The 17,592-nt window shown below is 62.6% G+C and carries 17 protein-coding genes and 3 tRNA genes; 9 read left to right on the top strand and 11 right to left on the bottom strand.

The window, feature by feature from the left end; translation table 11 throughout:
- Positions 1-2: 2 nt before the first annotated feature.
- The gene (locus E2583_RS23310) at positions 3-956 is read left to right on the top strand and encodes an inorganic phosphate transporter (RefSeq protein ID WP_291599128.1); all 954 of its coding nucleotides are present in this window, start codon (positions 3-5) and stop codon (positions 954-956) included.
- Positions 957-1,061: 105 nt separating this feature from the next.
- Here the strand turns inward: E2583_RS23310 and E2583_RS23305 are convergent, their stop codons facing one another.
- Both E2583_RS23305 and E2583_RS23300 read right to left on the bottom strand, forming a co-directional pair.
- Positions 1,062-2,843 (bottom strand): GGDEF and EAL domain-containing protein, encoded by a 1,782-nt coding sequence (locus E2583_RS23305; protein WP_291599126.1) that lies wholly within the window; start codon positions 2,841-2,843, stop codon positions 1,062-1,064.
- A gap of 217 nt (positions 2,844-3,060) precedes the next feature.
- Positions 3,061-3,546, bottom strand: coding sequence for a TM2 domain-containing protein (locus tag E2583_RS23300; RefSeq protein ID WP_291599125.1), 486 nt, complete (start codon positions 3,544-3,546; stop codon positions 3,061-3,063).
- Positions 3,547-3,828: 282 nt separating this feature from the next.
- On the opposite strand from E2583_RS23300, the gene rpsP reads away from it, so the two are divergent.
- The 6 genes from rpsP (at position 3,829) to E2583_RS23270 (ending at position 7,956) form a co-directional block, all read left to right on the top strand.
- Positions 3,829-4,083: a 30S ribosomal protein S16 gene (gene rpsP / locus E2583_RS23295; RefSeq protein WP_003058210.1), complete on the top strand. Its 255-nt coding sequence runs from the start codon at positions 3,829-3,831 to the stop codon at positions 4,081-4,083.
- Positions 4,084-4,186: 103 nt separating this feature from the next.
- Positions 4,187-4,756 carry a ribosome maturation factor RimM gene (rimM, locus tag E2583_RS23290; protein WP_291599122.1) on the top strand — a complete coding sequence of 190 codons (570 nt, stop codon included), beginning with the start codon at positions 4,187-4,189 and terminating at the stop codon, positions 4,754-4,756.
- A 51-nt stretch (positions 4,757-4,807) separates the two neighbouring features.
- Positions 4,808-5,587, top strand: a complete 780-nt coding sequence (gene trmD / locus E2583_RS23285) for a tRNA (guanosine(37)-N1)-methyltransferase TrmD (protein ID WP_291599120.1) — start codon at positions 4,808-4,810, stop codon at positions 5,585-5,587.
- A gap of 138 nt (positions 5,588-5,725) precedes the next feature.
- Complete coding sequence (gene rplS / locus E2583_RS23280) at positions 5,726-6,112, top strand: 50S ribosomal protein L19 (RefSeq protein ID WP_003058206.1); 387 nt, start codon at positions 5,726-5,728, stop codon at positions 6,110-6,112.
- Positions 6,113-6,223: 111 nt separating this feature from the next.
- Positions 6,224-6,922 (top strand): CoA pyrophosphatase, encoded by a 699-nt coding sequence (locus E2583_RS23275; RefSeq protein WP_291599117.1) that lies wholly within the window; start codon positions 6,224-6,226, stop codon positions 6,920-6,922.
- Positions 6,923-6,969: 47 nt separating this feature from the next.
- Positions 6,970-7,956, top strand: a complete 987-nt coding sequence (locus E2583_RS23270) for a CobD/CbiB family protein (protein ID WP_291599115.1) — start codon at positions 6,970-6,972, stop codon at positions 7,954-7,956.
- Positions 7,957-8,025: 69 nt separating this feature from the next.
- Here E2583_RS23270 and E2583_RS23265 read toward each other — a convergent pair whose 3' ends face one another.
- The 4 genes from E2583_RS23265 to E2583_RS23250 form a co-directional block, all read right to left on the bottom strand.
- Positions 8,026-8,916, bottom strand: a complete 891-nt coding sequence (locus E2583_RS23265; protein WP_291599113.1) for a transglycosylase SLT domain-containing protein — start codon at positions 8,914-8,916, stop codon at positions 8,026-8,028.
- A 126-nt stretch (positions 8,917-9,042) separates the two neighbouring features.
- Complete coding sequence (gene rsgA / locus E2583_RS23260) at positions 9,043-10,029, bottom strand: ribosome small subunit-dependent GTPase A (RefSeq protein ID WP_291599111.1); 987 nt, start codon at positions 10,027-10,029, stop codon at positions 9,043-9,045.
- Positions 10,030-10,034: 5 nt separating this feature from the next.
- Positions 10,035-10,373, bottom strand: coding sequence for a 4a-hydroxytetrahydrobiopterin dehydratase (locus tag E2583_RS23255; RefSeq protein ID WP_291599109.1), 339 nt, complete (start codon positions 10,371-10,373; stop codon positions 10,035-10,037).
- 19 nt (positions 10,374-10,392) lie between these two features.
- Positions 10,393-11,694, bottom strand: coding sequence for a M48 family metallopeptidase (locus E2583_RS23250; RefSeq protein WP_291599108.1), 1,302 nt, complete (start codon positions 11,692-11,694; stop codon positions 10,393-10,395).
- Between the two features lie 114 nt (positions 11,695-11,808).
- Here E2583_RS23250 and orn point away from each other — a divergent pair, with 114 nt between their 5' ends.
- The gene (orn, locus tag E2583_RS23245; RefSeq protein ID WP_291599131.1) at positions 11,809-12,333 is read left to right on the top strand and encodes an oligoribonuclease; all 525 of its coding nucleotides are present in this window, start codon (positions 11,809-11,811) and stop codon (positions 12,331-12,333) included.
- A gap of 283 nt (positions 12,334-12,616) precedes the next feature.
- Positions 12,617-14,686: a DEAD/DEAH box helicase gene (locus E2583_RS23240; protein WP_291599106.1), complete on the top strand. Its 2,070-nt coding sequence runs from the start codon at positions 12,617-12,619 to the stop codon at positions 14,684-14,686.
- Between the two features lie 178 nt (positions 14,687-14,864).
- On the opposite strand, the gene E2583_RS23235 is transcribed toward E2583_RS23240, so the two are convergent.
- From E2583_RS23235 to E2583_RS23215, 5 genes are all read right to left on the bottom strand, one after another.
- The gene (locus tag E2583_RS23235; protein WP_291599104.1) at positions 14,865-16,097 is read right to left on the bottom strand and encodes a multidrug effflux MFS transporter; all 1,233 of its coding nucleotides are present in this window, start codon (positions 16,095-16,097) and stop codon (positions 14,865-14,867) included.
- Positions 16,098-16,255: 158 nt separating this feature from the next.
- A tRNA-Lys gene (locus E2583_RS23230) sits at positions 16,256-16,331 on the bottom strand.
- Between the two features lie 49 nt (positions 16,332-16,380).
- Positions 16,381-16,456, bottom strand: a tRNA-Lys gene (locus tag E2583_RS23225).
- A gap of 49 nt (positions 16,457-16,505) precedes the next feature.
- A tRNA-Lys gene (locus E2583_RS23220) sits at positions 16,506-16,581 on the bottom strand.
- Positions 16,582-16,660: 79 nt separating this feature from the next.
- Positions 16,661-17,539: an NAD(P)-dependent oxidoreductase gene (locus tag E2583_RS23215; RefSeq protein WP_291599103.1), complete on the bottom strand. Its 879-nt coding sequence runs from the start codon at positions 17,537-17,539 to the stop codon at positions 16,661-16,663.
- Positions 17,540-17,592 lie beyond the last annotated feature (53 nt).

Below are 17,592 nucleotides of genomic sequence, written 5' to 3'. Positions count from 1 at the left end.
TGCTGTTCGATTTCATGAACGGCTTTCACGACGCTGCCAATTCGATTGCCACCGTGGTTTCCACGGGGGTTCTCAAACCTACTCAGGCCGTGGCATTCGCCGCGTTCTTCAACGTTGTCGCGGTTTTCGTCTTTCACCTCAGTGTGGCGGCAACCGTGGGCAAGGGCATTGTTCAGCCGGGCATCGTTGACACGCATGTGGTCTTCGGTGCGCTGGTGGGAGCCATTACCTGGAACATCATCACCTGGATCTACGGTATCCCCAGCAGCTCGTCGCATGCCCTGATTGGCGGCATCGTGGGAGCGGTGATCGCCAAGGCCGGTGCGAGTGCGCTGATTGCCAGCGGCATCTGGAAGACCGTGGCCTTCATCTTCGTCTCTCCTGTGCTGGGCTTCCTGCTGGGATCGCTGATGATGGTGCTGGTGGCCTGGATTTTCCGCCGGGCCAGTCCCAACCGCGTGGACAAGTGGTTCCGTCGTCTGCAGCTGGTGTCTGCCGGTGCCTACAGCCTGGGACACGGCGGCAACGATGCGCAAAAGACCATCGGTATCATCTGGCTGCTGCTGATCGCCACGGGTTATGCCAATGCGGGTGATGCAGAGCCGCCCTTGTGGACCATCGTGAGCTGCTATCTGGCCATCGGCCTGGGCACGATGTTTGGCGGCTGGCGCATCGTCAAGACCATGGGGCAGAAGATCACCAAGCTCAAGCCCGTCGGCGGCTTCTGCGCCGAATCCGGTGGCGCACTGACACTGTTCTTCGCCACCTTCCTGGGGGTTCCTGTCTCCACCACGCACACCATCACAGGTGCCATCGTGGGCGTGGGTTCCACGCAGCGGGCGAGTGCCGTGCGCTGGGGCGTGGCAGGCAATATCGTCTGGGCATGGATTCTGACGATTCCTGCCAGTGCCTTTGTGGCATCCATTGCCTACTGGGTCAGCCTGCAACTGTATTGAGCTTGTGAACTCCTTGAGTGATGGTGCTCGGCCGCGGTCACTCAAGAGCGTAATACCCAGAAGGCTTCGCATTGCGAAGCCTTTTTTCATGGCGGAAACATGGGTTCAGGCCGCGGTTTCCTGCAGACGGGATATGGCTTGCCGCTGCAGCTGCGATCTCAGCTGTCCGACGGGTGCTGGAGGGCTGAGCAGATAGCCCATGAAATGCTCGCAGCCATGCTGTGCCAGCAGGGCCCGCTGCTCCAGAGTTTCCACTCCTGCGCCGATGACCGTCATCTGAAGGCGTGCGGCCAGCGCGATGGCTGCCCGCACGGCGGCCTCGGCGGCATTGTTGGGTCCCAGGCGCTGTACCAGGGAATGCGAGAGCTTGAGCTGGTTCAGGGGAAGCTGCTGCAGCGCATCCTGAAGGCTGGAGCTGTCACCGAAGTCATCGAGTGACAGCCGTACTCCCAGCGAGCGAAGGCGGGTGAGTGTGGAGAGGATATCCGCATGCATGGGGCCCAGGGCTTTCGTGGAAAGCTCCAGCAGCAGCAATGCGGGCTCGATCCCTGTCCGGCTGATGATGTCTTGCACCTGTTCGGGCAGATCGGCCTGCCTGAGCTGCTTGGCACTGATGTTGACGCAGATGGGCAGCTTGTTAAGTTGCGGGTCGGTCTTCCATAGGGCCAATTGTTCGCAAGCGGCCTCGATGCTCCAGCGGCCCAGTGGAGCGATGAGGTCGGTTTCCTCTGCCACGGGCAGGAAGATGCTGGGTGGTACCAGTCCTCGCCTGGGATGGCGCCATCGCAGCAGGGCTTCCAGCCCGTTGACTTCGCCGTTGGCGCAGTATTGGGCCTGGTAATGCAGCTCGAACTGGCCCAAGCGCAGGGCTTCCCTCACATCCTGTTCCAGGCGGTGGCGATCATTGACCAGGATGCGCCGCTCGGGGCTGAAGAAGTGAAGACCGCGTGCTTCCTCGTCGCGCAGGCGGTACATGGCGGTCTCTGCCTGCTGCAGCAACTCGGTGGCGGAGCGGGAGTGCGGGCCGAACAGGGTGGCACCGATATTGGCCTCCAGCATCGCGCTTTGACTGCCGAGCCGGTAGCTGCCGTTCAGGCTGTCCTGCAGACGCTCTGCGAGGCGTTCCACCAGCACCGTGCTCATTTCGATATCCGGGGAAAGGTCCGAGACCATGATGACGAAGTGCGCGGCATCGAGCCTGGCGACGGTATCGCAGGAGCGTACGCAGCCGAGCAGGCGCTGTGCGATGTTCTGCGCCAGGCCGACCAGACTGTCTCCCGTGCTGGCGGGTGAGCCCGCCACCGGCTCCATGTCGATGGTCAGCAAGGCCCCGCGCCAGCCCGTGCGCTCGGACTGGATCATGGCCTGGGACAGCCGGTCTAGCAGCAGGCGCCGATTGGGCAGCTTGGTCAGCACATCCAGGAAGGACAGGCTTTCCTCGTCGTTGCCATGAGGCAGCAGTTCCTTGCAGGCGAGCACGGTGTAATTGGCCGACAGGGCGTGCGCCGACAGGTTGAGCTTGCGCCCATTGGGCAGCTGAAACTGGGCATGGGCTTGCCGGCGCGCAATCAGGGCCTGATGGCTTTCGGCGATATGGCTCAGCGCCAGGGCCGAGCTGGTCGGGGCTGTTGCGGTGGCCGTTTGCAGAGCGGTCTGCAAAGGCGTGCCGACCTTGAGAGCGGCTGCCAGCCAGGGAAACAGCTGCAGATAGCCATCATTCCAGCGCTGCGCCCGGTTCTGGGCATCCAGCAGCACATAGCCGCTGCTGGTCTGCTCGAGAATGCGAAAGAGCTGTTCTCCATACACGCCCACCAGACTGGTGGCGGCAGGAAAGGCATTTTGCCCGTGCACTTCGGATCTGGCTGGCTTTTCGTTGGGTGCAGACATGAGACCTCTTCAGGCTGGCGCAGCAAAGCCGACGCATCGCGATAACCGCCGTGCTGCGGTCGTTGCAGGATGTTCCTCAGGTCGGCATTGTGGGTTCTGTGGAGTCTGGATGCGGGACTTTGGTGACGGGAGGCGAAAAATTAGACTTTTGCTTACAAAAACGGCGAGGCCGACATGTCTTCGCAGTGGATGAGCTGCCAGGTCCGAAGCGCCGTGCCTATTGCGAAATCTTGCGCGCTTCCTCGACCTGATATTCGAAATAGTGCTGGAAGCTGTAGGCAATACTGGCCATCAGCACGGTGGCCCCCAGCATCAGGGACAGGCTGACGGCAAAGATCGTGGCCCATCGGGTGCGTCCCGCAGGTGCGTCGCCCTGTAGCGAGGGATTGAAGAGCCGGTTCCAGTTTGTCTGCTCCATCAGGCCGTAAAGAATGGCGCGCAGTGCGCAGCCTGCGATCGTGAAGCCGAGCAGGGGGATCAGCAGCCAGCTCAGCCTGTCGTCCTGCCCCAGTTGCTGCACGCGTTCGATGCCGTAGAGGCCCAGTGCCGTGGGAATGGGCAGCAGCCAGGCCCGCCAGTCCCCGAGTCCGTGCAGGTAGAAGCGATGCAGTCCCAGCGGACCTCCGATCAAGGCCAGCCAGGCGGCAACCGTCTTGTTCTTGGGGCGAGCAGGCGAGGTGGAGGTGGCGGTGGATGGGGACATGTCTGGTGGGCTGGCAGAAAACGGGGCAACCGGCCCATTATTCCCCCTCGTCCGGCTTGGTGGACTCAGGGCAAGTGCGGTTCATCTGTCGACAGGCCTGCGTGAGGATTGCGACCATTTGTCGCAGCTATAGGCAGCTTTGGCAGAACTCGATATAATTTCCGGTTTTACGGCGTGTCGCTGGCCGGGTGGTCATGTCGCGTGTCTCAAACGCTGTAAGAAAACCTGCGCAGCTGGTCAAATTTTTGATGGCACTGGCTGTAACCACCCGAAGGAAACATCATGGTTGTTATTCGTCTCTCCCGCGGCGGCTCTAAGGCTCGTCCTTTCTACAACATCGTTGCCGCCGACAAGCGCGTGCGTCGCGATGGTGCTTTCATCGAACGTCTGGGTTTCTACAACCCTAGCGCTCGTGGCGCCGAAGAAGGTCTGCGTCTGGCTCTGGACCGCGTGAACTACTGGAAGAGCGTTGGTGCTCAAACTTCCGATACGGCTGAACGCCTGATCAAGGAAGCTGCAAAGAAGGTTGCTGCCTGATTCAGGCGGTTGCTCTCTAGGCACCTTTACCAAAGCGGGTTCCGTTGGCTTGCCTGACGGAACCCGTTTTTTATTGAATTTCTGCAATTTTCCCGCCGACCCCATGAGCCACATGCCTCCTCTCCAAACCACGAATCTGCCTGCCGATGCCATTGAAGTCGGCCGCATTGCCGATGCCTGGGGAATCAAGGGCTGGTTCAAGGTCCATGCCTTCAGCAGCAGCCCCGAGGCCCTGTTCGCCGCCAAGGACTGGTTTCTGCAGCCGGCGGAAAAGGGAGCCAAGCATTTCGCGGGGACCGTGGTTCTCCCCGTCAAGCAGGCCCGCTTCCATGCGGACACCATTGTGGCCACCTCGCAGGAGGTCGCCGACCGCAATGCCGCCGAGGCGCTGCGCGGTGCCCGCATCTTTGTGGCGCGCGAGCATTTTCCCAAGACCGATGACGGAGAGTTCTACTGGGTGGATCTGATGGGCCTGGCGGTGGTGAACCGCGAAGGCGTGTCCCTGGGTACGGTCAAGGACCTGATGGCCACCGGCCCGCAGACGGTGCTGGTGCTGGGTTATGAGCAGGACGGCAAGGAGCAGGAGCGCCTGATTCCCTTTGTCGATGCCTATGTGGACTCGGTGGATCTGGCTGGCAGGAAAATCGTGGCCGACTGGCAGCCCGACTACTGAATTGGAATGCGCCGATGCTATTGTCTCGGTAGCTGCAAGTGCTTTTAGATCATGCGTTTTGACATCATTACACTGTTCCCTGAACTGTTTGTTCCGTTTCTCGAAAGCGGGGTGACACGCCGTGCCTACAGCTCGGGCCAGGTAGCGGTGCATCTGTGGAATCCGCGTGATTGGGCCGAGGGCAATTACCGTCGCGTGGATGACCGTCCATTTGGCGGTGGTCCCGGCATGGTGATGATGGCAGAGCCGCTGCAGCATTGCCTTGAGGCGATTCGTGCGGCTCGTATCGCGGCCGATGCGCGGGAGCAGGCCGAGCCGGCTCCCGTGGTGCTGTTCTCTCCCATCGGCGTCACCCTCAGGCATGCGGTGGTGGCCGACTGGGCAGCCAGCCGTGGCGCGGTGCTGCTCTGCGGACGCTATGAGGGGATCGACCAGCGCTTCATCGATGCCCATGTCAGCCATCAGATCAGCCTCGGCGACTTTGTGCTTTCCGGTGGCGAGCTGGCGGCCATGGTGATGCTGGACGCGCTGGCGAGGCTTCAGCCCGGCGTGCTCAACGATGAAGGCAGCTTCCAGCAGGACAGCTTCAATCCGGCGCTGGACGGCTTGCTCGACTGCCCCCATTACACGCGACCGGAAGTCTGGAATGGTCAGGACGTGCCGGCGGAACTGCTCTCGGGCCATCATGCCAATATCGAGCGCTGGCGCCGCGATCAGCGCCTGCGCATCACGGCCGAGCACAGACCCGAGCTGATAGAGCAGGCCCGCCAACAGGGGCTGCTCAATGCCAAGGATGAAGGGTTTTTGGCAAAAACGGCGTCCAAGCTATAATCAGAGGTTCTTTGATCCTCTATCCGGCCGCTGCAAGGATAAGGCGGAGCGGCTTTTGGCCGTTCTCGTAATGCAGCAATAGCACCAATCCCGGAGCTTGCCAATTCTGGCGCGGACAAGATCAAGGTGGACTAAATCATGAATCTGATCCAGACCCTCGAGCAAGAAGAAATCGCTCGCCTGAACAAGACCATCCCCGAATTCGCCCCCGGTGACACCGTCATCGTGAGCGTGAACGTGGTGGAAGGTAGCCGTAAGCGCGTGCAGGCTTACGAAGGCGTGGTGATTGCCAAGCGTAACCGCGGCCTGAACAGCGGCTTCACAGTGCGCAAGATCTCCAGCGGTGAAGGCGTGGAACGTACGTTCCAGACCTACTCTCCCCTGATCGCCAAGATCGAAGTCAAGCGTCGTGGTGATGTGCGCCGTGCCAAGCTGTACTACCTGCGTGAGCGCAGCGGCAAGTCTGCTCGTATCAAGGAAAAGCTGCCCCAGCGCGTTAACAAGACTGCTGCTGCAGCCGAGTAATACGCGTATCGGAAGCGATTCCGTAAAAGCCGCTACAGTTCGCTGTGGCGGCTTTTTTTATGCTGCCTCCAGCTTAGTGATTCTTGCTCTGGGTTTTGGCTGAACACCTACATGCCTGCATCTGATCATTCTTCGCTCCCCGTGTCGGGTATTGTCGATCCGCGCCAGGCGCGCCTGCTGGGCATCGATAGCCAGCTGCCGGCCGTGCCGCTGGATGCGCAGACGCCGCAGGCGCTGCGCACGCGCTTTGCCCAGCCGCCACAATGGCTGCCGGAGGCCATGAAGGAAAAGCGCATCACGGCCAGGCCGCCCTCCGATGCGGCCGTGCTCGTGCCCATCGTCATGCGCGAGCAGCCCACGGTATTGCTGACCGTGCGTTCCGCCAGGCTGTCCACCCATTCGGGCCAGGTGGCCTTTCCCGGCGGCAAGCGCGATCCCCAGGACGTCTCGGCCGAGGCCACGGCACTGCGGGAGGCCCATGAGGAAGTCGGGCTGGCTCCCGGGAATGTCGAGGTGCTCGGGCGTCTGCCCATCTATGTGACGGGTACGGCGTTTCACATCACCCCTGTGGTGGCTCTGGTCCATCCGCAGGCCAGCTACTTCCCCAATCCCGGGGAGGTGGCAGATCTGTTCGAGGTTCCGCTGTCCTACCTGCTCAATCCCGCACACCATGAGCGCCATGCCATGCACTGGCAGGGCGTGGATCGCGAATGGTTTGCCATGCCCTACCAGGACGGAGCGCGGCAGCGCTACATCTGGGGTGCGACCGCGGGCATGTTGCGCAATCTTTACCGTTTTTTGGCTGCTTGAAAGGGCAGTTGTAACAAGCTGGCAAACTGCGCCGCTATGATGAAGCAATGAGCTTTTTTGCCATCCTGATCGCGCTGCTGCTGGAGCAGGCGCGCCCGCTGGCCCGGTCCAACCTGGTGCAGGCCGGTTATCGCGCCTGGACCGTGACTGTGCGCAGCAACTTCGATGCCGGCAGACCCCATCACGGCTGGCTGGCCTGGGCCATGGCCGTGCTGCTGCCCAGTGTCATCGTGCTGGGCATATTCTGGGTGTTGATGGAGTTCATCGGCTGGCCCGCCGCCATGCTGTGGAATGTCGCCGTGCTCTATGTCACGCTGGGCTTTCGCCAGTTCAGCCACCACTTCACGCGGATTCGCGATGCGCTGGATGCGGGCGATGAATTTGCCGCCCGCCAGGCCCTGGCCGACTGGCAGCAGGTCGATGCCAGCGAGGTGCCGCGCAGCGAAGTGGTGCGGCATGTCATCGAGTACTCTGTGCTGGCCGCGCATCGCCATGTGTTCGGCGTCCTTTTCTGGTTTTCGATCCTCTCGGCCCTGGGGCTGGGGCCACTGGGTGCCATCCTCTACCGCATGGCCGAGTATTTGTCCCGGGCCTGGTCACGCAAGGGGGCAGAGGGGTTGCGGGCGCCGACCAGCGAGCGCTTGCACTGGGCTGCCGCCAAGGCCTGGTATGTGATCGACTGGCTGCCGGCACGGCTGACGGCGCTTTCCTTTGCCATGGTGGGCAGCTTCGAGGAAGCCATCGACAACTGGCGTGTCTATGCCCAGCGCTTTCCCAATGACAACGACGGCGTGATTCTGGCGGCGACCGCAGGTGCCATCAATGTACGTCTGGGGGGCGAGGCCTTGCGCCGCCGCGATGCGGCTTATGGCGAAGAGGGCGATGACGCGCAGTGGCCGGAGGGCAGCGATGTCACGCCGGGACGGGAGCCGGAAATGGCCCATCTGCGCAGCGTGGTGGGGCTGGTCTGGCGCTCGGTGGTGGTCTGGTTGCTGCTGCTGGCCTTGCTGACCTTTGCACGCCTGCTTGGCTGAGTCTTCGGGCCTGGACTTCGGCGGTGAAAAGCCTGCCGTCGGGAGGCCAACTATCTCCCTGGACCCGGATTAGTGGGCAGGACGCTCGTGGCGCCTGGCGCGATAAAAGCTCAATATGCGCCGCACATATTCACGCGTCTCCGCATAAGGAGGCACTCCGCCATATTGCTGCACGGTTTTCTCGCCCGCGTTGTAGGCGGCCGATACCAGTGCCACGTCGCCCTCGAAGCGCTCCAGCAGCCAGCGCAGATAGGCCAGGCCGCCGCGCACGTTCTGCTCGGGATTCCAGGCATCGCGCACGCCAAAGCGCTCGGCCGTCTCGGGAATGAGCTGCATCAGGCCCTGGGCGTTGCGCGGCGACAGCGCCTGCGCCTCGAAATTCGACTCCGAGCGCACGATGGCCAGTGCCAGCCGCGGATCAATCGAGAAACGCGGTGCGAGGCGCTGCACGAGTTCGGCCATGCGCCGCTTCTCCCTGGGCAGACTGCTCACATAGCTGGCCACCACCTCGTGGGGGACGGCCTCCTGGCTGGCCTCCAGAAACTCCTGTGCGGGCGCATCGCCCTGGGTCAGGCATTCGGGCAGCCGGTCGCCAGGGAGCTTGCCAGCCAGAAGCAATCGGGCTTTCTCATGGCCGCGCTGGGCGGCCAGAGCCAGCAGCGTCGTGCCGGTGGCGGGGTCGGGCATCAAGCCCCGCCCCTGCAACAGCAGCCTGCCCAGGCGGTATTGCGCTTCGAGGCTGCCATAGCGTGCCGCCGCGCAATAGCGCTGCGCTGCACGCCATGGCTGCTGGCGCAGTTCGGCCTTGTAGCCTTCTTCGATCCAGCGAGACAGCGTGGGGGGCTCGTCCTCCCAGCTGGGGGCGGATTCCGTGTCCAGGGCCCAGGTCAGATTCATGCCTGCAGACAGCGCGACGGCGAGTGCGGCATGCAGGCAGGGATGGAAAACTCTGGGTTTCATGACATGGACAACGGATGGTGGCCACCAGTCAAACCATGAGGCCGCGCAGAAGCGCCAAGGCTCATCGGGCTTGGAATGGTGGTCTGGCAAACACTGGCATGGCCATTCGTGAGCGCATGCACACTCTCAGTAACGTGGTTCCTGGCTCAGCTCCTCGAAGAGTTCACCATAGATCCGGTAGCGGTTGGCATGGATGGCGTGGGGGCTGTCCTGTGCTTCGACCTGGGCCATGACGGCGCAGCCGGGCTCATGCAGATGCGTGCAGTTGTAGAACTTGCACTGATCGGCCAGTGCGCCGATGTCGGGCATGCAGGCGGCCAGTTGCGTGGGGGCGATGTGATACAGGCCGAACTCCTGAAATCCGGGCGAATCGATGATGGCCGTGGTTCGGGCCTCATCCACCCAGTACAGGGTAGTGCTGGTGGTGGTGTGCTTGCCGGTGTTCAGCGCTTGTGAAATCTCGTTGGTGGCGACCCGTGCATCGGGCAGCAGCAGGTTGATCAAGGTGCTTTTGCCGACGCCCGAAGGGCCCAGAACCAGGGTTGTCTTGCCTTGCAGCAGGCCGATGATGGCCTCACGATCCTCGTCGTCTGCATCTTCCAGCGACAGCGGCAGCACCATGTAGTGCGGCGCAGCGTCCGCTGCGTCGCGCATGGTCCGGTAAGGCTCCAGCCGCTCCCATGCGCGCAGGAAGGGCTCTTCCAGATCCATCTTGTTGAGGGCAATGATGGGTTTGATGTGCGCGGCCTCGGCAGCGATCAGGGCGCGGGCGAGCTGCACTTCGCTGAATACCGGCTCGGCGGCTATCAGAATCAGGAGCTGGTCCAGGTTGGCCGCAAAGGTCTTGGTGCGAATGTCATCCTGGCGGTAGAAGACGTTGCGGCGCTCCACGATTTTCTCGATCGTGCCTTCATCGCCCTGGCCGGCAGGGGGAGCGAGCCATTGCACATGGTCGCCCACCACGGCCTGGCTTTTCTTGCCGCGCGGATGGCAGATGCGGCGCTCGCCGTCCGGGGTTTCGACCACGCAGTGGCGACCATAACTTGCGACCACCAGACCTGTCTGGGTGCTGCCTGCTGCCTGGGCGCCTGGGCGCCGTCCTTGTTTTGCCATAGGGGTCAGGCCGGATTGAGCAGTGCTTCGATGCGGCGTGCGCAGTCGATGTCGGTCTCGGAGATGCCGCCCGCATCATGGGTGTTGAGGCTGACCTTGCAGCGGTTGTAGCCGACTTCCAGGTCGGGGTGGTGGTCCTGCTGGTGGGCAATCAGGGCCAGCGCGTTCACAAAGGCCATGGTTTCGTAGAAATTCACGAAACGGAAGGTCTTGCCGATGGCCGCTGGGCCGGCCAGCAGTTCCCAGCCTTCGAGGGCTGTCAGCGCCTCTTGCACTTGCTCGATGCTCAGTGCGTTGCGCTTGAGCTGGGACCAGTCTTTCTGTTGCAGTGTGGGTGTGCTCATGTCTGAAACCGTGGTGGTATTACAGGCTGCCAGCAGGAGCCGGCATGCGCGCCAGACGATCCACGGCAGGGGGGTGTGAATAGTAAAAGCTCACATACCATGGGTCTGGTGTGAGCGTGGAGGCATTGTCCTCGTAAAGCTTGAGCAGCGCCGAAGCCAGCTGTGAGCCATCGGCCTGCTGCATGGCATAGGCATCGGCCTCGAACTCGTCGCGTCGGGACAGGGCGGACATCAGCGGGGTGACGAAGAAGCTGAACACCGGCACCGCCATCACGAACAGCAGCAGGGCCAGCGCATTGTTTTCGGCAGCCACGCCGGTGCCTGGGCCCAGCAGCACCGAGACGCCGAGTCCCGTGTAGAACCAGAGCTGCTGGCTGAGCCAGCCCAGCAGCGCAAAGCCCAGCAGCGAGACGCCGAACATCAGGGCCATGCGCTTGCTGATGTGCCTGTGCCTGAAGTGGCCCAGCTCGTGAGCCAGCACGGCTTCGACTTCGCCGGGGCCGAGCTGCCTGAGCAGGGTGTCGAAGAAGACCACGCGCTTTGAATTGCCGAAGCCCGTGAAATAGGCGTTGGCATGCGCCGAGCGGCGGCTTCCGTCCATCACGAACAGTCCTTTGGCCGCAAAGCCGCAGCGCTCCATCAGCCGGGTCACACGGCTTTTGAGGCTTTCATCGGCCAGCGGCTCGAACTTGTTGAACAGCGGTGCAATAAAGCTGGGGAAGATCCACATCAGCAGCAGATTGAAAGCCGTCCAGGCGCCCCAGGCCCAGAGCCACCACAGCGGGCCGGTCGAGCCCATGAGCCAGAGAATCAGGGCCGCCAGCGGCAGGCCGATGATGGCAGCCACCAGCGTCGACTTGAGCAGGTCGCCCAGCCACAGGCCAAGTGTCATCTGATTGAAGCCGAAGCGCTGCTCCAGCCTGAAGGTCTGATAGAGCGACAGGGGCAGCTCGATCAGCGTCGAGATCAGGGCGAAGCCGGCCATCAGCGCCAGTTGCTGCCACAGACCGGGGCCGATGAGTTCAAGCAGCCAGCGGTTGAGCCCGTCCAGTCCGCCCAGCAGCGTCCAGCACAGCAGCACGGCGGCCGACAGCGTGATGTCGATCAGCGACACCTTGGCCTTGGCCAGCGTGTAATCGGCCGCCTTCTGGTGGGCGGACAGACTGATGCGATGCGCAAAGACTGGCGGCACGGCAGCACGGTGGGTTGCCACATGGCGCACCTGGCGCGAAACCAGCCACGCACGCAGCAGCCATTGCAAGGCCACGGCCGTCGCAAACAGCAGCGAAAATGCCAATGTGAAATCTAGTTGGGAAGCCATGTATTGGCAGTGTAGGCGACAATTTGCGCCATGTCTGAAGCTTCCTGTCCGAATTCCGTCAGCGGCGCACCCGTGGCCGCTACCCCGCCGGTTCTGCCCAAATCCGACCTCAACATGGTGTGGCTGGACTGTGAAATGACGGGGCTGAACCCCGATCGTGATCGCATCATCGAAATTGCCGTGGTGGTCAGCAGCTCCGATCTGCAGATTCGCGTCGAAGGCCCGGTATTCGCCATTCACCAGTCCGACGAACTGCTGGGCAGCATGGATGCCTGGAACAAGGGCACGCATGGCAAAAGCGGTTTGATCGACAAGGTCAAGGCTTCGACCATCAGCGAAGCCGAGGCGGAGGCCGCGCTGATTGCGTTTCTGGGCAAATACGTGCCCAAGGGCAAGACGCCGCTGTGCGGCAACAGCATCGGTCAGGACAGGCGCTTCATGGAGCGCTACATGCCCAGGCTCAACAATTTCTTTCACTATCGCAATATCGATGTGAGCACGCTCAAGGAGCTGGCCAAGCGCTGGAAGCCCGAGGCCTATACCTCCTTCAAGAAAGCACAGCGCCACACGGCCCTGGCCGACGTGCACGAGTCGATTGACGAGCTGCAGCATTACCGCCGGCACCTGCTCAGCGTCTGATGGCGCGGTGGCAGGTCTGTATATCCCTGCCACTTGCGGGAAAACCCGGTGCATGCGACAATGCGCTGCTTACCCGATCAATGGGTAATTTTTGCGCATCTCCATCACACACCGGGTTCTTACTTGCGTGCAACGGCCTGCCAAGCGCCGACACGACAAGCCCTAACACCCATCTGCCCCGTTTTGCGAACGGGCCAGTCAAAGTCTGACGGTGGATGTTGATAACCAACCGTCAAAGAAGCGGGCAGCACGCTGACTGCGTCGCTTTTTGCGTGAGCTATTCATGACAGAAAACTCCCTGGAGCAGGGCCAAGTGGCCGCTGCTGATATTGCTTTGTCTTCGCCTGAAATCGATTCCCGTCTGGACGCCATGCTGGCCGACATGGATGCGGAAGACGCAGCTGTCGAAGAAACACCTGCTGCCGACGAACCCAATGGCTTCGTGGAACTGGGTCTGGCCCCCGAGCTGATCCAGGCGGTGTCCGACCTGGGCTATACCCAGCCTACCGCCGTGCAGCTGCAAGCCATTCCCCAGGCCATGGGCGAAGGTGCCGATGCCGACGGCTTCATCGACCTGATGGTGTCCAGCCAGACCGGCTCTGGCAAGACCGCCGCCTTCCTGCTGCCCGTTCTGCACACCCTGATCAAACAGCGTGCCGTGGCCGATGCGGCCGCCAAGGCCGAGTTCGAGCGCCTGTGTGCCGAAGCGGCCGCCAAGGGCGAGCCCGCTCCCAAGCGCAACAAGCGCAAGGATCCCACGAACGCTCGCAACTTCAAGGCCGCCGTGCCCGGCGCCCTGGTGCTGTGCCCCACGCGTGAGCTGGCCCAGCAGGTGGCGCATGACGCCATCGAGCTGGTCAAGCACTGCCGCGGCATCCGCATCGCCAACGTGGTGGGCGGCATCCCCTACCAGCTGCAAATCGCCAAGCTGCAGAACGCCGATCTGGTGGTGGCCACTCCTGGTCGTCTGCTGGATCTGCAGCGTTCCATGCAGATCAAGCTGGACAAGGTGCAGTTCCTGGTGGTCGACGAAGCCGACCGCATGCTGGATCTGGGCTTCTCCGACGACCTGGCCGAAGTCAACCAGCTGACGGCCGAGCGCAAGCAGACCATGATGTTCAGCGCCACGTTTGCTCCCCGCATTCAGCAGCTGGCCATGCGCGTGATGCACGACGGCGGTGCCAACGTGAAGAAGATCACGATTGCCACCCCCCAGGAAAAGCATGCCAACATCAAGCAGGCGCTGTTCTGGGCTGACAACATGCAGCACAAGCGCAAGCTGCTCGACCACTGGCTGCGTGACAGCAGCATCAACCAGGCCATCGTGTTTGCGTCCACCCAGGTGGAATGCGACGGTCTGGCCAACGACCTGCAGCAGGACGGCTTCTCTGCCGTGGCCCTGCACGGTGCTCTGAGCCAGGGCCTGCGCAATCGTCGCCTGATGGCGCTGCGCAACGGTCAGGTGCAGATCCTGGTGGCCACCGATGTGGCTGCGCGCGGTATCGACGTGCCCACCATCACCCACGTCTTCAACTACGGCCTGCCCATGAAGGCCGAGGACTACACCCACCGTATCGGCCGTACCGGTCGTGCCGGCCGCGAAGGCGTGGCTGTGACGTTCGCGGAATTCCGCGACCGTCGCCGCGTGTTCGACATCGAAGGCTATACCCGCCAGCAGTTCAAGGCCGAGACCATTCCCGGCATGGAACCCCAGCAGCGCTTCCCCGCCTCCGGCGAGCGTGACGGTCGCCGTGGCGGCGGCGGTGCCGGTGGTCGTGGTGGCTTCGGCGCTCGTCGCGATGGCGAAGGCTACGGTCGCAAGTCCGGCTTCGGCAGCTTCGGCGCTGGCCGTGGCAATGATCGCGGTGGCTTCGGTGGTGACCGTTTCGGTGGCGATCGTGCTGGTTTTGGCGCGCCGCGCGGTGATCGCTTCGGTGATCGTGGCGAGCGTGGTGCGGATCGCGGCTTCGGCGGCGGTCGTCCCGGCTTTGGTGGCGAGCAACGCCAGGAGCGCAGCTTCGGCGGCGATCGCGGCGAGCAGCGCGGCGGCTTCCGCGGTGGTGAATCGCGCGGCTTCGGCGGCGGCGAATCGCGTGGCGGCTTCGGTGGTGGCCAGCGCCGTGAAGGCGGCGATTTCGGTCGCAAGAGCTTCGGCGGTGGCCGTGAAGGCGCTCATGCAGGTGCTCCCCGCGAAGGTGGCTTCCGTGGAGGCGAATCGCGCGGCTTCGGCGGCGGTGATCGTCGTCCTGCCTTTGGTCAGGGTGCCGGCAAGCCTTACCAGCCCCATGGTGAGCGTGGTGGCGAGCGCAGCTTCGAGCGCAAGCCTCGCGCACCGCGTCGCGACGAGCGTTGATCGCTGATTCGGGCTGCGGCCCGATACATGAAAAAGCCGGCTCTCGAAGCCGGCTTTTTTGTGGCCCGTTCGGGCTGGAACTCTCATTGAAAGGTGAGCAGCTTACGCAGGCCGTTCAATGCTTTCAGGTGCGTCTCAATCTGCAATCTATGAATGACATGCGCTAGCTGCTCCTTTTTTAATGCTCAGAGGCATGGCGGCCGATGTCCGGCCAGCGGTGGTGCAGATAGATCCAGGCGACCAGACCGATCAGCATCATCAGGATCGAGCCCGTGGCCAGCAGGGCGGCCGAGTGCATGACCAGTGGTGCAATCACGCCGGCCACAAAGCCGTTGGCCACCGAGCCGACCACGGCCTGAAGGGAAGAGGCCAGGCCGCGCCGCGCAGGATGGATGTCCAGCACCAGCAGCGTCACCACGGGTACCATCAGCGCCCAGCCATAGGCGAACAGGCTGATGGGAATCAGGGCCCAGCTCACATGCGCGGGCCAGATCAGATTGGCCACCAGGTTGATGATGGAGGTCACGCACATCACCAGAAAGCCGTGGCGGATCTGGCGCTTGGGCGGAATGCGCCCGGCCAGCCGGCCGCTGGTCCAGCTGCCGGCCATGATGCCGCCGATGGTGGCGATGAAGAACCAGAAGAACTGGGTGGGCTCCAGCTGCAGGATATCGCCCAGAAAGGCCGGGGCCGACAGCAGATAGAGAAACATGCCGTTGAACGGAATGCCGCTGGCCAGGGCCAGCAGCAGAAAGCGAGGATCGGTGAGCAAGATGCCATAGCCCTGCATCAGCGGTCTGAACTGGAAGGGCTGGCGTTTTTGCGGCGGCAGCGATTCGGGCAGGAACTTGACGTTGATGAGCCAGAGCAGCACGCCCACGATGGTCAGGAACCAGAACACGGCCTGCCAGCTCAGGTGCACGAACAGCCAGCCGCCAATCACGGGCGCCAGCGCCGGTGCCACGCCGAAGAAGATGGTGATCTGCGCCATCACGCCCTGGGCCTGGGTTGGCGGAAAGATGTCGCGCACGATGGCGCGCGAGACCACGATGCCTGCGCCGGTGGACAGCCCCTGCAGCGTGCGGAAAATCACCAGCTGGGTGATGTTCTGCGACAGCGCACAGCCGGCCGAGGCGATGGTGAACATCACCAATCCCCAGAGGATGACGGGGCGACGTCCGAAGCTGTCGGCCAGGGCCCCATGAAACAGGTTCATGAAGGCAAAACCCAGCAGGTAGGCCGACAGGGTCTGCTGCATTTCTACGGGGGTTGCGCCCAATGCCTTGGCAATGCCCGAGAAGGCGGGAATATAGGTGTCAACCGAGAACGGGCCCAGCATGCCGAGGATGGCAAGCAGCATGGCCAGAGTCCAACGCGGTCCGCGCCAGAACGTGGAGAGGTCGTTTTGCATAGTGAGTCTTGGGTGGGCAAATACTGCCCGGAGATGTCTGCATGATGCCTGATATGGCGCGGCTCTGATGTCGGCACCCATGCTTTTGCAGATTCGGCGGCGCTCGGGCGCGGCCAAGAAAAAAGCCAAAGTTCCTGAGAACTTTGGCTTTTGAATTTTGGTGGGCCCTGAGTGATTCGAACACTCGACCAACGGATTAAGAGTCCGCTGCTCTACCAACTGAGCTAAGAGCCCGCCGGATAAACCGGAGGATCAACCTGAAGAATCAGACTGAAGAAATTTTTGGTGGGCCCTGAGTGATTCGAACACTCGACCAACGGATTAAGAGTCCGCTGCTCTACCAACTGAGCTAAGAGCCCGCCGGAGTAAATCCGGAGGATCAATCTGAAGAATCAGACCGAAGGAATTTGGTGGGCCCTGAGTGATTCGAACACTCGACCAACGGATTAAGAGTCCGCTGCTCTACCAGCTGAGCTAAGAGCCCCACAAAACGCCTGCGATGCAAGCGAGACCGCAATTATGCGTCAATTCTGGAGGGCTTGCAGGAAAACCCGCAGGTTTTTTTAATCCAGTGCGTTGCGGCGTTGCAATTCGACGAACAGGCCCGCCTGGTCCAGGTCGCCCAGGCCGTTTTTCACGCCTTCGGCATAGAGCTGCTCCAGCAGGCCGGTGATGGGCGCGTCAAATCCGATTTCCTCGGCTGTGGCGATGGCATTGCGCATGTCCTTGAGCTGCACCGTCATGCGCCCGCGTGGTGCAAAGTCGTGCTGGACCATGCGTTCGCCATGCACTTGCAGGATGCGGCTGTCGGCGAAGCCGCCGGAGATGGCTTCGCGGACCTTGGCCGGGTCGGCGCCGCCGCGTTCGGCCAGCAGCAGGGCTTCGGCCACGGCACCGATGGTGATGCCCACGATCATCTGGTTGGCCAGTTTCGCCAGCTGGCCTGCGCCATGCGGGCCCACATGGGTGGCACGGCCCAGCGCCGCAAAGACGGGCAGGGCTTGTTCGAAATCCGCAGCATCGCCGCCGGCCATGATGGCCAGCGTGCCGGCCTCGGCACCCAGCGTGCCGCCCGAGACGGGGGCATCCACATGCCGCAGGCCCAGTGCGGCAAGCCTGCCGGCATGCTCACGCGCCTCGCGCGGCTGGATGGAGGCCATGTCGATGAACAGCGAGCCCTCGGGCATGGCTTCGGCAACCCCCCGATCAAACAGCACCTCGCCCACGATGGCACCGTTCTCCAGCAGGCTGACGACAAAGTCTGTGCCGCGCACGGCATCTGCGGCGCTGTCGTGGATGCGTGCGCCATCGGCTGCGAGTGGCTCGGCCTTGGCGCGGGTGCGGTTCCAGACGTGGACCTCATGGCCGGCCTGCGCCAGGCGGCGGGCCATGGGCAGGCCCATCATGCCCGTGCCCAGAACGGCGATCTTCAGTGTGTTCATGGCGTTGTTTCCCTGGAGTTATGGAACGTCAGCACGTTCTTGTGAATGACGAC

Source organism: Comamonas sp. (genome assembly GCF_009360615.1).
Taxonomy (GTDB): Bacteria; Pseudomonadota; Gammaproteobacteria; order Burkholderiales; family Burkholderiaceae_C; genus Comamonas.
Note: the sequence above shows the minus strand (reverse complement) of the source record. Positions and strands in the feature narration are given on the sequence as shown.

What these genes read in the sequence shown, in the direction of transcription:
- E2583_RS23305 (WP_291599126.1), bottom strand. Translation starts at nt 2,843, where the DNA reads ATGTCTGCACCCAACGAAAAGCCAGCCAGATCCGAAGTGCACGGGCAA.
- E2583_RS23300 (WP_291599125.1), bottom strand. Translation starts at nt 3,546, where the DNA reads ATGTCCCCATCCACCGCCACCTCCACCTCGCCTGCTCGCCCCAAGAAC.
- rpsP (WP_003058210.1), top strand. Translation starts at nt 3,829, where the DNA reads ATGGTTGTTATTCGTCTCTCCCGCGGCGGCTCTAAGGCTCGTCCTTTC.
- rimM (WP_291599122.1), top strand. Translation starts at nt 4,187, where the DNA reads ATGAGCCACATGCCTCCTCTCCAAACCACGAATCTGCCTGCCGATGCC.
- trmD (WP_291599120.1), top strand. Translation starts at nt 4,808, where the DNA reads ATGCGTTTTGACATCATTACACTGTTCCCTGAACTGTTTGTTCCGTTT.
- rplS (WP_003058206.1), top strand. Translation starts at nt 5,726, where the DNA reads ATGAATCTGATCCAGACCCTCGAGCAAGAAGAAATCGCTCGCCTGAAC.
- E2583_RS23275 (WP_291599117.1), top strand. Translation starts at nt 6,224, where the DNA reads ATGCCTGCATCTGATCATTCTTCGCTCCCCGTGTCGGGTATTGTCGAT.
- E2583_RS23270 (WP_291599115.1), top strand. Translation starts at nt 6,970, where the DNA reads ATGAGCTTTTTTGCCATCCTGATCGCGCTGCTGCTGGAGCAGGCGCGC.
- E2583_RS23265 (WP_291599113.1), bottom strand. Translation starts at nt 8,916, where the DNA reads ATGAAACCCAGAGTTTTCCATCCCTGCCTGCATGCCGCACTCGCCGTC.
- rsgA (WP_291599111.1), bottom strand. Translation starts at nt 10,029, where the DNA reads ATGGCAAAACAAGGACGGCGCCCAGGCGCCCAGGCAGCAGGCAGCACC.
- E2583_RS23255 (WP_291599109.1), bottom strand. Translation starts at nt 10,373, where the DNA reads ATGAGCACACCCACACTGCAACAGAAAGACTGGTCCCAGCTCAAGCGC.
- E2583_RS23250 (WP_291599108.1), bottom strand. Translation starts at nt 11,694, where the DNA reads ATGGCTTCCCAACTAGATTTCACATTGGCATTTTCGCTGCTGTTTGCG.
- orn (WP_291599131.1), top strand. Translation starts at nt 11,809, where the DNA reads ATGGTGTGGCTGGACTGTGAAATGACGGGGCTGAACCCCGATCGTGAT.
- E2583_RS23240 (WP_291599106.1), top strand. Translation starts at nt 12,617, where the DNA reads ATGACAGAAAACTCCCTGGAGCAGGGCCAAGTGGCCGCTGCTGATATT.
- E2583_RS23235 (WP_291599104.1), bottom strand. Translation starts at nt 16,097, where the DNA reads ATGCAAAACGACCTCTCCACGTTCTGGCGCGGACCGCGTTGGACTCTG.
- E2583_RS23215 (WP_291599103.1), bottom strand. Translation starts at nt 17,539, where the DNA reads ATGAACACACTGAAGATCGCCGTTCTGGGCACGGGCATGATGGGCCTG.